Source organism: Candidatus Nitrospira salsa, assembly GCF_965152625.1.
On record NZ_CBCUCO010000005.1, the window covers coordinates 245,388 to 259,398 of the forward strand.

Consider the following 14,011-nt stretch of genomic DNA (forward strand, 5'->3'; position numbering starts at 1 on the left):
AGCAAGAAAAGCATGATTGATATTAGAAAGAGATGTTTCATCATTAATACAAGTAGACAAACCGGAAGATCACACTGCGGTCCTTATCTGAACCAGCAGGAACGTCCAATTGTCTCCAATGCTCCAGGTGTGCTCTAAAATTTTCTACGAAATAATAGGTGAGGTTGAGGGTCAATTCACTGAAGACATCTTGCCGGTCATTCTTCGTGTACTCGTCATATCGAACAACTGGGACCCATTTTGGGTCTCCCTTCGACATCGACGCAAAAAGCGCCTGCGCATACCATGCGCGATTGTGCGCAGATCTTCCTTGTCCAAGATCGTCTTTCGCCCATAGATACGCCCCCGACAAGCGAATGACGCCGGGAACGGGAGCATAAATAATCGGGATGTCCATCTGCACATCACTGACAATGCGATCAAACTTTCGACTATTCGAGTTCTTGCTGAGTCCAGACATGCCAAACGCCCCAGCCGTAATCGCAAAAGAGTCATAGCCGGTCATCGGTACAATATCAAAGGCCAGTCGTCCTGAAAGGGTTGAGAGATTTCCGATAATGGTGTCCTCGGCGTTTCCGCTATACCCCAGCGTATAAAATAGATTTTTCGTGAGCCAGCCAGATACATGAACTCCTTGTCGCGGCGAAGAAAGCGTGCCGTTATTATCCGCTCCGCCAAACGACTGGCTGATCACCGAATTCGGTTTCAGTGTGAGTTGACGTGAGTTATGCAGCGTGTCACTGATATCGTGAAACGTGACACTCGTCCAGGAAACATGGGCATTGAGGAGATCGGTGGGATTGTAACTCAGCGTCGCAAGTTGAGAACCAAATCGATAATCCTTTTCTCTCTCGAGATCCCATCGCATAAATGCCGAAATATCCTTGTAGATTCCGCCGCCGACATAGAGCCTGGCATCCTGGAAAGGTCTGACTCGGTCATCCCCATTTTTGTTCTCATACGGTTGGGATGATATCCATGCGCCCAACGGAATGGTGCGATCCAGCTTGATCAAATCCTTGATGGTCTTCTTATCCCGCTCTTCTCTAAAGAACCTGTACCCATTCTGCAAAAACCTCCTACCTGTACTGTTGAGGCTGGGAGGGGCAAGATGACATTTGCTGCACTTCAGTTCGTAGAGCCTGGTGAATTGCGGTAGTGCATGCGCTTCGGGAAATTTGATGATAGCGAAATAAAGGCCGCTGAACATGACGGCTAGCAATAAGATAACTATAGAATGCCAAACCATGTGGTTCATCATCAATAACGCCTGCATTTCTTGAAAACAGTAGTTTGTTTTTTGGACTTCGGCTCAACATGTGCTCGTCATACTGACATAACAAATGCAACGACTATACCAAAACCGTAAGAGAGAGTGAAAAAAATACTCGAAGTAAGCAAACGACTCTAATGCATGATGAAATTCCTCTTAAAAAAACGCAATGGCAAATCCAAGAGCCAAGAAAGAAGGCAGAGAAGACGTATCTGAACCAATACACACACGTATCGAATTAATCATAATGGGGTCAGACACCATATTATGAACATTCCAGAGTACAGATGTCAGCAAACATATTGACTTTTATCTACTTCACATTACCAAAGACCTTCTACTACCATAAGTAAACATGTTACCGAGAAATGTTTCGAGGCTGTGCCAAGGGAATTTAAGAGCAAGCATACAGAACATACTTCATTTGGTGTAAAATCGATCCTGACTCGCCTATTATGTTTTGCCCTTTCATGAGGTTGTCTAGCCGAGCTGATCCAGCTACGATAAAGTACAGATGAACAAGAATGGTAAGAAAAGAGATTGAGAATCTATAAAACAATCGTCACAACAATCAGTCACATTATTAACAGCGGAGGAATGTATGAAAAAATTCACAACAATCTTAGCATCTGCAGTTTTGCTCATGGGCCTCAGTGGCTGCAGCTATCTGTTCTATCCTCAAGCGGATGAATTCAGGCAGAAGGCGAAAGGTACCACCAACGTCGACACACTGCTGAACCTTGCAGACATGATGGACAAGAGTGCGGATGCGGCCATGGGTAAAAAAGGAAAAGACCTGGCATTAGACAATTTGCACAATCAATTTCATGCGTTCGATAATACTTTGTGCTGTGTGGATGAAGCTAAACAGCTGACACCCACCTACGACCTCGCTGTCACCCATAACAAGGAACTCTGGTCTGTGTTTAAACGGGTGTGGAAATTTAAAGATGACCAACCGCAACGCGATGAACATTTGACTCTCTTTAAGAAGGAATTAGAGGAAATGCGCAGCACTCTTGAGGCATTGAAATAATTCAGAAACTCTTATTCATGCGGGACACGCTATTCCAGCGTGTTCTGCATGACAGCCATATACTAAGAAATTCTGACAAGACCAGGGGCTGCTCGTGAATCGATAGGAGGTGACCAACAATGGGAGGCCAATACAGGGGTCGTAACAAGCTGCGACGTCTTCAAAAGGTCGAAACAGATAAGCCCATTGACGAGGTCGTCAAAGAACTACGGCAACATAACGTGCGTCCGAGCAACTATCGTGAACAGTCGCTGAAGCTCCATGGTCTCATCTGTGCAAAATGCGCAAGGGAGTTCGACAGTACCAATCAACACCTGCTCACCGTGCACCATAAGGACGGAAATCATCACAACAATCCGTCAAATGGATCGAATTGGGAAAACCTCTGCGTGTATTGCCATGATGATGAACACAGCCGAGGCATACTTGGAGATTATCTCAACAAATAGAAGAAATTAGATCATACCGCCTTTTACAAGGTCGAGACCTTTGTACCCGAGAGCACATGAAGTTTACACCAACGCTCAGCGTCAAGACCTTCGATTCATTCTTTATTGCCAGTCTTCGTTGTTGCGCCGTCCTCATTGGGCTACTCTTTGTTGGTTGCGATTCGCAAGAAAGTTCATCTAAGCCTTCTCAACCCTCTGCGTTTGTTCCTTCAGGCCCCCTCTATGTGGAAACAGGCGATCTCGAGGCGATCCTATCGCGTGGGTATGTGCGCGTATTGAGTCCACCACTTGCTTTTGCTTCCCTTGACTATCTTCCACGCCAAAGTTCTCCTCAGGATCGAGTCAATCTTTTATTGGAAAACTTGGCGCGTGATCTCAATGTGAAATTCGTTCGGGTCCGAGTCAAAAACCATGAAGACCTCATCCCCTCATTGCTCGAAGGCAAGGGCGATCTTATCGTGGCCAATCTGACCATCACTCCTGAACGACAATCTCAAATCAACTTTACCGTCCCGGTCGACATTGTTCGCGAACAACTTGTCACGAGAGAATCCGACACACAGTTGACCCATCTAGGGGATTTAAAGGGGCGAACCATCGTCGTTCGACGGTCCTCAACATTTTGGAACACCGTTCAGCAGCTGAAGGCAAAATATCCTAAGATCATCGTCCAAGAAGCACCAGATCATTTGGACACAGAACAAATTCTCGATCGCGTGGCCCGAGGGAAATTTGACGTTTCCGTGGCAGACAACGAGCTGCTACGCACTGTACAGACCTACCGATCAGACTTGCGAGCGGCGTTCGATATCACAGAGGAGCGGCCCATAGCCTGGGGCGTACGCCCGGATTCTTCGGTTTTACTGAACAAGTTGAATACATTTTTATCAGCAGCCAATCTGATGCATTCCCGACCGACACTCTCCACGGCAGATTTCGATAACATTCAACACCATGGTGTGTTACGCGTACTCACCAGAAACAATCCGGCAACATATTTTCTGTGGCGTGGGAAATTATTGGGATTTGAATATGAATTAGCTCATCATTTTGCTAAAAAACACAAATTGCGCATGGAAATGATCGTTCCTCCAAGCCGGAAGGATCTTCTTCCATGGCTGCGTGAGGGAAAAGGCGATGTGATTGCGGCTTCGATGACCATTTCCCCTGAACGAGAAACCGAGGGCGTCGCGTTTTCCCGCCCATATTTCACCATCTCTGAAATTGTAGTCGCCCGTGACGATGAACCTGAGGACCGACTACAACAACCCGAAGACCTTGCAGGTAGGACCCTTGCGGTGCGACGAAGTAGCTCGTATTGGACCACGCTCGACGCTCTTCGAAAACAAGGCATTCAACTTGAACTGATCGAAGCCCCAGAAGAACTCGAAACGGAAGAAGTCATCGCTCGCGTCGCGTCTGGGGAATACGACTTGACAGTGGCAGATAGCCATCTCGTCGATATCGAACTAACCTCGCGCCAGGATATACGTGCGGCCTTTCCCTTAGGCGATCCGAAACAGCATGGCTGGCTCGTGCGTCGAACGAATCCTAACCTTCGACAAGCCATTAATGCATTCCTGAAAAAAGAATATCGTGGGGTCTTCTACAATCTCACCGTTCAGAAATATTTTGAAAACGAACGAGATATTCGCGAGCACGTACAACTACGCGTGAGCCAAACTGGCGAACTCTCTCCGTACGACGCGCTTGTTGAACAGTATGCAACACAATACGGATTTGATTGGCGATTGATCGTCGCGCAAATGTATCAAGAAAGCCGCTTTGATCCTGATGCCCGTTCGTGGGCTGGAGCCGTGGGACTCATGCAAGTGCTTCCTCGGACAGCCAAAAGTTTGGGATTTCACGATCTCGGTTCTCCTGAAAGTGGCATTCATGCGGGCGTAAAATATTTGAGCTGGGTCCGAGACCGGTTTGAACCAGAACTCTCGGTTTCTGATCGTATGTGGTTCACGTTGGCGGCGTACAATGTGGGGCAAGGCCACGTGCTGGATGCACGGCGTTTGGCCAGACAACAGGGGCGTAATCCAAATCGTTGGTTTGGACATGTCGAAGAGACCATCCGTTTGCTGTCGAAACGGAAGTATGCCAAACACGCTCGGCACGGCTACTGTCGATGTTCTGAACCCGTGAAATATGTCCGAGAAATCAAGCAGCGATACGAGGCCTACGTACAGGGAATGGAGTCCTAATTGATATTCGTACGGCTTTTCATTCTTCTATAATTTCCGCAATCACCTCTCCCCGGCCAAATATCTCACAAAACGTGATGCTTTAACAAAAACTAATCGAAACTTCGTCTGCCCTTATCAATCATTCCCGTGTACCGTCAACACAATCATCAACCCTCTACATGATTAGACACAGCGAGATGAATCTCAATTCGCTTCTTGCAAGAGTCGGCACAATCTGCGGCGCCTCTCAACGATCGGAACCGAAAAACTCGTTAACGAGCTGGTGAAAGAATGATGGCCACATCATGCGTATCAAGCAACCATTGTGAACAGTCACTCAAGCTCCATGGACTTATCTCTGAGAAATGTTCGAGGGAATCCGATAGTCTGCAATCTGGTTTTCTTGACCGTAATTCGCGTAATCGCCCTGTTGCCTTTGCCATCGAAACTCTCCCCAGTTAATAGATCGATATTTTGGAGGAGATGCTTCACTCGTCAAGACATCGAGAGGGGCATATTCGGCCTCGTAGGATGGGTTAAAGAAAAACGGCAAGCTATACCGATCACGGTTTTCACTGGCACGCACTCGATGAAGTGGAGCCTGATAGCGATCATTACTCCAGACTTGCATCATATCCCCAATATTGATCACCAGTGCACCTTCTACTGGGTCCACTGAAATCCATTCATTATTGAGGCAAACCTCAAGACCACCGACATGGTCCTGAAGCAGCACTGTCAGTGCACCAGCATCAGAATGATGATGAATACCCAGATGTCCCTCTGCTGAAGCGTGTTGATCAACATGGACGGGATCGTGTTTGGGAAAATAATTGAGCCGAAGGAAACTGGTATGTTTACCACGAAAGTCTTGAGTCAGACTACCAGGACCAACACCCAGCCCCTCCCCTATCACGTCAAGTAATTCAAACGCAATCCGCTCACACGCCTGAAAGTACTCCCACATGGTTGACTGGAAACTAGAACAATGCTCTCCATCTGGCCAGCGATTAAAACCATCACGCGTCCAATTTGAAGGGTGCTGATCAGAAAGCTCTGGATAGGGTTTGTATCCAAAATCGAAGACCTCTTTCATATCACGAGAGGTTTTGGTCAGTTCACGGTTATACCAGCCTCGTGCATTCTCCTTCGTACGCACCACTGTATTTTTTGCGGAAGTGGGTAACGCAAAAAACCCCTTGGTCTCGCGCCAGACGCATGCGATTAAGTCTTCAGATATCCCGTGTCCAGTGATCTGAAAAAATCCCCAATCGTGACAGGCTTCACCAATCTGCTCTATTATTTTTTGGCGCTTTACGCCACCGCTGCCTCGTGACTCTATATTGACGATCGGAACCATGTGATTTGCCATAAGCGTTGATGACTCATTCTACCCCTCGTGATAGATCAGGTGATAGTATGTCACTAGATGGGTCTTTTCACCAGGTTGAATAAATGGAACAGTCAACCTTGTCGGATTCAATCTGGGACAGAGACTAACGTCAAACCAAACCGCTCAGTGGCCGGGAGAAGTTCAACGATATGAACATGTACGAGCAATATTGTTTACCGCATCTCATACATTGTGCTTGTGGACTCAAAGTCATTCAGCAGCAACGAGAAAAAGTTGTCCCTCTGGCAAAAGGTCGAGTCCTAGAAGTTGGTATGGGTTCGGGCTTAAATATTCCTTATTATGACCCGAAAAATATTGAACTGGTGTGGGGGCTAGAACCCTCTGAAGGCATGCGCAAGAAAGCTCAGACAAACCTGGAACACGCACCCTTTGAGGTCCGTTGGCTTGATTTACCAGGAGAGGAAATACCACTGAGAAATGAAAGCGTTGATACCGTCCTACTCACATATACGTTGTGTACCATTCCAAACTGGCAGAAAGCGTTACGACACATGCGCAGGGTTCTCAAACCTGACGGGCAACTTATTTTCTGTGAACATGGCGCGGCGCCAGATGAAGGCGTTTGTCGTTGGCAAAATAGACTCACGCCGCTGTGGAAAAAGATTGCTGGTGGCTGCCATCTTAATCGTCCAATTCCCCGCTACCTCGAAGAAGGAGGCTTTGCGATTCAGACCATGGACTCTCAGTATCTAGATGGCCCTAAATTTGCCGCCTTCAACTATTGGGGAACGGCCACTCCGTCCTAACACAACCCATCTATATTTTCATTTGGGGTCAGACTCGATATAACGGCACATTTACCCACAATACATGGCATCCATTCGTCCTTTTCAAAACGGATACACGTTTATGACGAGACAACCGATAGCAAAATCACAAATCCTGACTTCCCATGCGAGAACATGAAACACGTTATAGCCGCTTCAGTTATACCGAAACGATAAAGTCCAAACTTGTCCAACTTTGATATTCAATACGTGAGAGAAAACGTCAATCATTGTCAGTAAATCCAAGCGGGTATACATTCCGATGCTTGAGGCGTAGCTTTACGCTGTCTAGGCGACTTCAATCGACACTCCAAAGGGAAAACAGGGCTCAACGTAGGCTGCCCTTCAACAATACCTGGGATATGCAACGATCATCGCCTAGGTTTCCAATTGGAAATTAATTGGATTCGCTATAAATGTTAAAAGATTGAAGATTTCGTTCTGGTCGTAAAAAACTCTAGTACTTGCATGCCTCTGTACGAATTCCCCTTTTTATTCAATTTGGGACTCCACACCGCAATACTGTAGTGCCCTGGGTAGATGGCGATGATTCCCCCACCCACTCCACTTTTCCCCGGCAATCCGACTTTAAAAGCAAACTCTCCTGCTTCATCATAAAACCCGCACAGCTGCATAATGGCATTAATGCGTTTCGTTTTACTGCCACGAAGCACGCGTTCATTGGTTAACGGGTTGACGCCATTGGCGGCTAAAAACAAATAGCCTTGAGCTAATTCCTTGCACGTCATTTCAATGGAACACAGATGACAATAAAAATCCAACACGGCCTCGATATCATTTTGTATGTTCCCATAGGACTTCATTAAATTGAGGTGCGCAGCGTTTCGAAAACTCGTCAGTCGTTCCGATTCAGCAATCCTCGAACAGTAGTCGATCTGAGGATTTCCGGAAATTTTTCTTGTGAACTCAAGAAACTCCCGTTGAGGGTTGTTTAATCGACTCACCAGAATATCGGAAATCACTAAAGCGCCGGCATTGATGAACGGGTTACGCGGAATCCCCTTTTCGTATTCCAACTGCACCAGCGAATTAAATGGGCTCCCAGAGGGTTCAACGCCGACTCGATCCCAGAGTTGATCATCTTCTAATTCAAAGGCCAAGGCCAGGGCTAACACCTTCGCGATACTTTGAATAGAAAACTTTTCGTTGGCATCGCCAAAGCTATAATCCTGCTGATCAATAGTGGTCAAATGAATACCAAACTTCTTGGGATCGACATTTTGCAATTCAGGAATATAGGACGCCACGTTGCCGAGATCGTCGATTTTTGTCAATTCAAACGCTATTTCAGAAAAGAGTCGTTGATAGTCCATGCACATCTCCACCAATTTCTCGTCACGTCAACACTTCGAGACTGACCTCACGTTTTCCTACCACCCTCTGCAATCTTGCAGGACATCAGACGAATGTCAAACGGCCTTACTCTCCATCTTCGTCTATGACAACTCACTATTTACATAAATTGCACGTATCCGTAACACGTTCTTAACGGTGTGTGTTTAGGGTGTAGCACAATGGAAGCGTGAAAAACATCGTATCACCGCCGTCCTTTCTGAGCCGTTCACCATACGGAGAAATTTCATGTCTATTTCGACAACGTACGATCAACAACACATGACGACGTCAGCTAACTATCAACAATGGCTGATGGTCACGGCCCTCATTTATCTCTTACTTGTGGCCGTCGGGATGATTGGAAGCGGCTTCAAGACAGCCACCGGAGGGGAAGCCAAGGAACTCTTTTCCTTTGCAAGCAATCCCCTAACGGCGCTAGTCATTGGCACGGTCGCTACAGCGCTTATTCAATCATCCAGCACGGTCTCCTCAATTATCGTTGGACTGGTTGCCGGCGGATTGCCCGTTGCGATTGCTATCCCGATGATCATGGGAGCAAATATTGGCACCACGATTACCAATACCATTGTCAGCTTAGGTCATGTGAAGCAAGGCGTCGAGTTTAAGCGTGCCTTCGCCGCAGCCACCATTCATGATTTTTTCAACCTGATTAGCGTCGTAATTTTTTTGCCACTCGAAATCATGTTTGGCATACTTCATAAAACAGGGGCCTACCTTTCCAGCTTTATGATTGGGGGCGACTCTATGTCTATGAAGGGGATAAATTTCATGAAGCCTCTCGTCACTCCCCCAATCCAAACACTTCAAACCATGTTTGGAGGCATTGGCCTTTCTGAAGTTCTCACTGGAGTCCTCCTCATCACCTTCGGCATTGGAATGATTTTCTTCGTCATCTCTGCGATCGGGAAACTGCTCAAAGTCCTCATGATCGGTCGTGCGAAAGACATTCTTCATAGTGCCATTGGCCGGGGTCCCATAACAGGAATCGCCACTGGCACCGCCGTCACAGTACTCGTCCAGTCGTCTTCTACCACGACAAGCCTTATCGTGCCATTAGCGGGCAGCGGGATATTCAGCTTACGTCAGATATATCCCTTTACCTTAGGCGCCAATATTGGAACATGCATCACCGCATTACTGGCTGCCACAGCGGTCACGGGCGTCAATGCCATTTTCGCTTTGCAAATCGCCCTGATCCATTTCGTCTACAATGTCGCCGGAGTGATCGTAATTTATGGCATTCCCTTTTTACGAAACATTCCCATTCAGGCAGCCGAAAAAATGTCTGACATCGCGATGCGGAAAAAACTCTACGTTGCATTGTACATTGGAGGTGTCTTTTTTCTCATCCCCATGATGCTTATTGGCGTCAGTCAGGCATTTGCTTGGTAATCACATAATTAGGAGATTTACGATGTTAAATACAATCGCATCACGCAAACATGCGCTCGAGCAAAAAGTTGAAGAACTTGAAGAGACTCTCCTCCAGCTCAAACAGCAATTAAAAAAGGAACGCGAGGCTGAACAACATGAAGCCATCGAGCAACTGGAAGTGTACTTAGATCAGGTCAACAACAAATATTCAAACCTTCAAGGCTTTTGGCAGTTATTACGAAAAGAAATTTCTGAGTTATTGGCAGTCAACTCTCAGAGGAAATAAACGGAGCGTACCGATCCATGGATAAAATTTACTGGCTATTCATTGTTTCTGTTTGCCTTATCATTACGCACCGGCCTTTGCATTCTTGGGCTGGCGTCGAGACACCAATTGAACTCAGCACCATCCCAGCGACGATCATCCAAAATGCCCAAGCCCAATTCCCTGAGGCTACGTTCGGTAGTGCAAATACCGAAAGCGAACCTGGCGGCGGCTTTGTCTATGAAATTCAAGGCACATTCAAAGATGGCCGAAAATTTGAGTATGATGTGTTTCCAAGCGGAGAAATTCAAGAGATTGAAATAGAATTTCAGAAGGACATGGTTCCCGGAGCTGTCATGAAAGCCATTCAAAAAAACTTGCCAGGATTCATTCCCACCTACATCGAAGCCAGTCATTCAGCAAGTATGCAGGTTGTCAGCTATGAGTTTGTCGGTCAGATTGGCGAAAGCACTATAGACATTGATGTTTCGGCTGATGGCAGCAAAATTGAGGTTGCTGATAAATAAACAGACTTCCGCATGTAAGACAGCCTCACGAACATCCCAACATTTTCTATCGTGCGCCTCTTGCATATTCTCTTCCCGAGGCGTAGTCTTGCCTCGTCGACGAAAAGATACCGTCAAAGTCTCGCCACCATGCTCGAGCTTGAACTTGAAGGTACACGAAAGAGGTCAGAATTTCCTGGCCACGTCCTGAGCAATGAAAGGATCTGATGCCAATTTGGGTTGATGCGGATGCCTGCCCTAAGGTGATAAAGGAAATATTATTTCGAGCGGCTAAACGAACAGCTGTTCCCATCACACTCGTTGCTAATCGCCTGCTATCGATTCCATCATCAAACTATATTTCCGCTCTTCAAGTCGCCGATGGATTTGATGTGGCCGATTCCGAAATCGTCAAAAGGTTAAGAGCTGGAGATCTGGTGATTACGGCTGACGTTCCTCTGGCTGCTGAAGTTATTGCCAAGGGTGGACAGGCGCTTGATCCACGCGGCGAGATGCATTCACCCGATACGATACAAGCTCGTCTGACAATGAGAGATTTTATGGATACACTCCGGGCAAGCGGAATCGAGACTGGCGGACCATCAGCTCTGACTCAACGCAATCGACAATTATTTGCCAAGCACCTCGAGCACTACCTCATGACACAGTCGAAACAACAAGACAGGGTAGATGGGAAACTTGAGTAATTTTTCTTTTCAGCAAGACAGATATTTGGTTAACTATCCCCCCCCTCCTTGCCCTGTATTGAATGACACGTAACAGACCAAGCGCAATCCATGAACCACGAACAGATAACATCCTGCACGATCTGTCAGAACAGTGCATTTACTCAACTGACGCGCGCCTCTGACTTCAACGATTTTCAATGTCAGACATGTCAACTAATTTTCTTAAGTCCGCAACCTCGACCTGAGGCCTTGAAAGAACTGTATACGAGGCCCGGGCTCTTACAGGATGGTCCAGCCAGCGCGTGGTTTCATCACAATAAATATTATCTCAAAAAATTGTATCAGGAACGCCTGGATGACATTCTACAGTACGTCACCACTGGCATGTTATTGGACGTGGGATAGGCGGTTTCTGCGCCGTGGCCAAAGAGTCGGGATTGTCGGTGTTTGGAACGGAACTATCCGATGAATATGCTCAACCTACGAAAACAACAGGGCATGGCTGAGATCTTTATTGGCCGGCTACAAGACTTAGAGTTTTCTAATAAACAATTCGAAGTGAATAGTCTTTGGCATGCGTTTGAACGCTTGCCCGACCCCTGTGAGATCTTGAAAACAATGAAAGGGATGCTACAAAATGGTGGGGGCATCGCTATCGAAGTGCAGAATGTTGAATGCCGGAGAAAACGTCCGATTTACGCTTCTGATATTAAAAATTATCCGAAATCTGAACTCGAACACGTGTCTTACTTTTCCGAAGCCTCACAGAAATTAGCGTCCTAACATGCGGGACTTTCTCTCTTACAGCTAAAATATGTTGATAGTCCTCAGCCAGCAAAGAATTGGGCGAAGCACTTTTTACGACAGGTGAAAGAACCCGGCAAACGTCTGCTGTATCTCGGCAGAGAGCCAAAAGGCTTTAGTGCAGTGAGATTGTATCTGTCTCATTGATATCCAGAATTGGAAGGCGAATCAAGGTCAAGCGGTGGTGTATTGCCTTTTTATGAGTAAATGAGTAAGTTGGGAGCATACCTGTATCATTATTTGTGTAGAGGAGCCGAATGAATCGCTGGAGAGATGGCAGAGGAGTAATCGGCATACTCGGTTGTTCGGGATTTCTCCTTGCATCACTCCTCGCAGTGTCTATCCCGGTCAATAGTGAAGAGCTGAGAAAGTTTCAGCTTCCTAGTCAGAAAAATGCTCCTATTATTCAAAAAATGCAGGAGCCACCGGTCTATCGGCGCTTTCGAGATGACACACGAAGCTGGACGTTAAAAAAGAAAACTGCCATGATCGCCTCTCTGGAACAAAAGGTTGATGAGGCAAGAGAAGCCAGAAAATTTTCACAAATCCAACATTACTCCAAACTCATTCAAATACTTCAAGAGTGATAACCTATGATGAAGCATGATATGCGGCTCTTGAGAATTCTGATCTGTTGTCTTGTTTTTTTCGTCTACGCGTTGTGGGGGGCAGGAGCGGGATTGGCAGAAGAAATGGGGAACGGAATCGATATTGATGCTCAATATCCTATCCCCCAAGAATCACCCGCACAGGAAATTTTTTCAGAAGCAGACAGATATACGTATGAATTCAATCAGCTCAAAGAACAGAATCGATTATATCACACCCTCGGCGTCGCCATAGCCGGCATGATCTCTCTCATGATCATGTTGTTTATGATCAGTAAAAGTAAAGATTACTCGGCTCAAGATGTCATTTATGCCAGTGGTTTAGTCTTTGTCATTTTCGGCACCATCGCAATCGTCGTGCTTGCAGATGTTGAGCAACAACTGACCGCCTCCATTGGAATCATGGGAGCGATTGCCGGGTATCTATTTGGGAAAATGCATGATCGACAGGATAGAGGGGAGAAAAGTTCTTCTCGCCACGATCCTCAATGAACACCACACACATGCACTCCGCACCCCCTACCCGCTTCACCTTACCTACCCATGAACCAAAACCCCCTTTAAGTTCTCTATACATGCCGCATCTGTAAACTCTCCATTTTTCTGAAGAATAATTCGACTCTGACCCTACTAAGACCGGTAAGTTTATTAATAAAATTCATCGGAACCCATGCGAACAGGGATTGGATACCACCTCGTTTCCCCAGGCACTGACATGTAAGCTTGATCTTGGCCCCAATCGTATTGAAACCGGTACCAGCCTCGATGGATTGGAAGAGCGATAAAGACTTCATGGCCGTCTCTCTCAAGATGAAACTCTCCCTCGTTAACCCAGGCAGAAAATGTGCATTCTGAGGACGGATTGGGAATTGGTTCGTAACTGTGATCTTCGAGATCCGTTCCGCCAAAGAGATACGCAGCAAATACACAACTGGCGATTGTGGGAAATGATATGACCACGACCTTACGGTACTTTCTAAATAAAACTTCCAGCGACTGTTCGGTTTGACTTTTTCATGACAACAACTTCTACGTTTAATTTCATATTTAAGCATTTTACCGTCTTCTCTTTCTCAATGCAAAAGCTAACTTATCCAAACTATTTCTTTATGGGACGATTAAAAAGTGAGGATTAAGACTTCTGTTGAATCGTTCGTCGGGATCAAATATTGATGGTGAGATGAAGGGTTTGGCAGGCAGTGACCAGACGTCACTACCTGCCGAAGATGTCGATTCAAGATGTTAGAGATTTCC

General features: G+C 46.4%; 16 protein-coding genes. 12 read left to right on the forward strand and 4 right to left on the reverse strand.

Going from position 1 to position 14,011, the window contains the following annotated elements; all coding sequences use genetic code 11:
- Positions 1-43: 43 nt before the first annotated feature.
- Positions 44-1,072: a hypothetical protein gene (locus ACWQXP_RS21615; protein ID WP_454064958.1), complete on the reverse strand. Its 1,029-nt coding sequence runs from the start codon at positions 1,070-1,072 to the stop codon at positions 44-46.
- Between the two features lie 802 nt (positions 1,073-1,874).
- On the opposite strand from ACWQXP_RS21615, the gene ACWQXP_RS21620 reads away from it, so the two are divergent.
- The 3 genes from ACWQXP_RS21620 (at position 1,875) to ACWQXP_RS21630 (ending at position 4,971) form a co-directional block, all read left to right on the forward strand.
- Positions 1,875-2,309, forward strand: coding sequence for a hypothetical protein (locus tag ACWQXP_RS21620; RefSeq protein ID WP_454064959.1), 435 nt, complete (start codon positions 1,875-1,877; stop codon positions 2,307-2,309).
- A gap of 119 nt (positions 2,310-2,428) precedes the next feature.
- Complete coding sequence (locus ACWQXP_RS21625; RefSeq protein WP_454064960.1) at positions 2,429-2,758, forward strand: YajD family HNH nuclease; 330 nt, start codon at positions 2,429-2,431, stop codon at positions 2,756-2,758.
- A 56-nt stretch (positions 2,759-2,814) separates the two neighbouring features.
- Positions 2,815-4,971: a transporter substrate-binding domain-containing protein gene (locus ACWQXP_RS21630; protein ID WP_454064961.1), complete on the forward strand. Its 2,157-nt coding sequence runs from the start codon at positions 2,815-2,817 to the stop codon at positions 4,969-4,971.
- 334 nt (positions 4,972-5,305) lie between these two features.
- Here the strand turns inward: ACWQXP_RS21630 and ACWQXP_RS21635 are convergent, their stop codons facing one another.
- Complete coding sequence (locus ACWQXP_RS21635) at positions 5,306-6,325, reverse strand: isopenicillin N synthase family dioxygenase (protein WP_454064962.1); 1,020 nt, start codon at positions 6,323-6,325, stop codon at positions 5,306-5,308.
- Positions 6,326-6,495: 170 nt separating this feature from the next.
- Between ACWQXP_RS21635 and ACWQXP_RS21640 the strand changes: the two genes are divergently transcribed.
- The gene (locus tag ACWQXP_RS21640; RefSeq protein ID WP_454064963.1) at positions 6,496-7,113 is read left to right on the forward strand and encodes a class I SAM-dependent methyltransferase; all 618 of its coding nucleotides are present in this window, start codon (positions 6,496-6,498) and stop codon (positions 7,111-7,113) included.
- A gap of 440 nt (positions 7,114-7,553) precedes the next feature.
- On the opposite strand, the gene ACWQXP_RS21645 is transcribed toward ACWQXP_RS21640, so the two are convergent.
- A complete protein-coding gene (locus ACWQXP_RS21645; RefSeq protein ID WP_454064964.1) occupies positions 7,554-8,468 on the reverse strand; it encodes a glutaminase in 915 nt (304 codons plus the stop codon).
- A 268-nt stretch (positions 8,469-8,736) separates the two neighbouring features.
- On the opposite strand from ACWQXP_RS21645, the gene ACWQXP_RS21650 reads away from it, so the two are divergent.
- The 8 genes from ACWQXP_RS21650 (at position 8,737) to ACWQXP_RS21685 (ending at position 13,249) form a co-directional block, all read left to right on the forward strand.
- Positions 8,737-9,903: a Na/Pi symporter gene (locus ACWQXP_RS21650; protein ID WP_454064965.1), complete on the forward strand. Its 1,167-nt coding sequence runs from the start codon at positions 8,737-8,739 to the stop codon at positions 9,901-9,903.
- A gap of 22 nt (positions 9,904-9,925) precedes the next feature.
- Entirely contained in the window at positions 9,926-10,171 is a 246-nt protein-coding gene (locus ACWQXP_RS21655) for a hypothetical protein (RefSeq protein WP_454064966.1), read from the forward strand.
- Positions 10,172-10,188: 17 nt separating this feature from the next.
- Positions 10,189-10,677, forward strand: coding sequence for a hypothetical protein (locus ACWQXP_RS21660; RefSeq protein WP_454064967.1), 489 nt, complete (start codon positions 10,189-10,191; stop codon positions 10,675-10,677).
- Positions 10,678-10,883: 206 nt separating this feature from the next.
- The gene (locus ACWQXP_RS21665) at positions 10,884-11,363 is read left to right on the forward strand and encodes a YaiI/YqxD family protein (protein ID WP_454064968.1); all 480 of its coding nucleotides are present in this window, start codon (positions 10,884-10,886) and stop codon (positions 11,361-11,363) included.
- A gap of 90 nt (positions 11,364-11,453) precedes the next feature.
- Positions 11,454-11,750, forward strand: coding sequence for a hypothetical protein (locus tag ACWQXP_RS21670; RefSeq protein WP_454064969.1), 297 nt, complete (start codon positions 11,454-11,456; stop codon positions 11,748-11,750).
- 60 nt (positions 11,751-11,810) lie between these two features.
- The gene (locus ACWQXP_RS21675) at positions 11,811-12,128 is read left to right on the forward strand and encodes a methyltransferase domain-containing protein (RefSeq protein WP_454064970.1); all 318 of its coding nucleotides are present in this window, start codon (positions 11,811-11,813) and stop codon (positions 12,126-12,128) included.
- Positions 12,129-12,406: 278 nt separating this feature from the next.
- Positions 12,407-12,736, forward strand: a complete 330-nt coding sequence (locus ACWQXP_RS21680) for a hypothetical protein (protein ID WP_454064971.1) — start codon at positions 12,407-12,409, stop codon at positions 12,734-12,736.
- A 6-nt stretch (positions 12,737-12,742) separates the two neighbouring features.
- Complete coding sequence (locus tag ACWQXP_RS21685; RefSeq protein ID WP_454064972.1) at positions 12,743-13,249, forward strand: hypothetical protein; 507 nt, start codon at positions 12,743-12,745, stop codon at positions 13,247-13,249.
- Between the two features lie 156 nt (positions 13,250-13,405).
- Here ACWQXP_RS21685 and ACWQXP_RS21690 read toward each other — a convergent pair whose 3' ends face one another.
- On the reverse strand, positions 13,406-13,717 hold the full coding sequence (locus ACWQXP_RS21690; protein ID WP_447968680.1) for a hypothetical protein: 312 nt from the start codon (positions 13,715-13,717) through the stop codon (positions 13,406-13,408).
- Between the last annotated feature and the right edge of the window lie 294 nt (positions 13,718-14,011).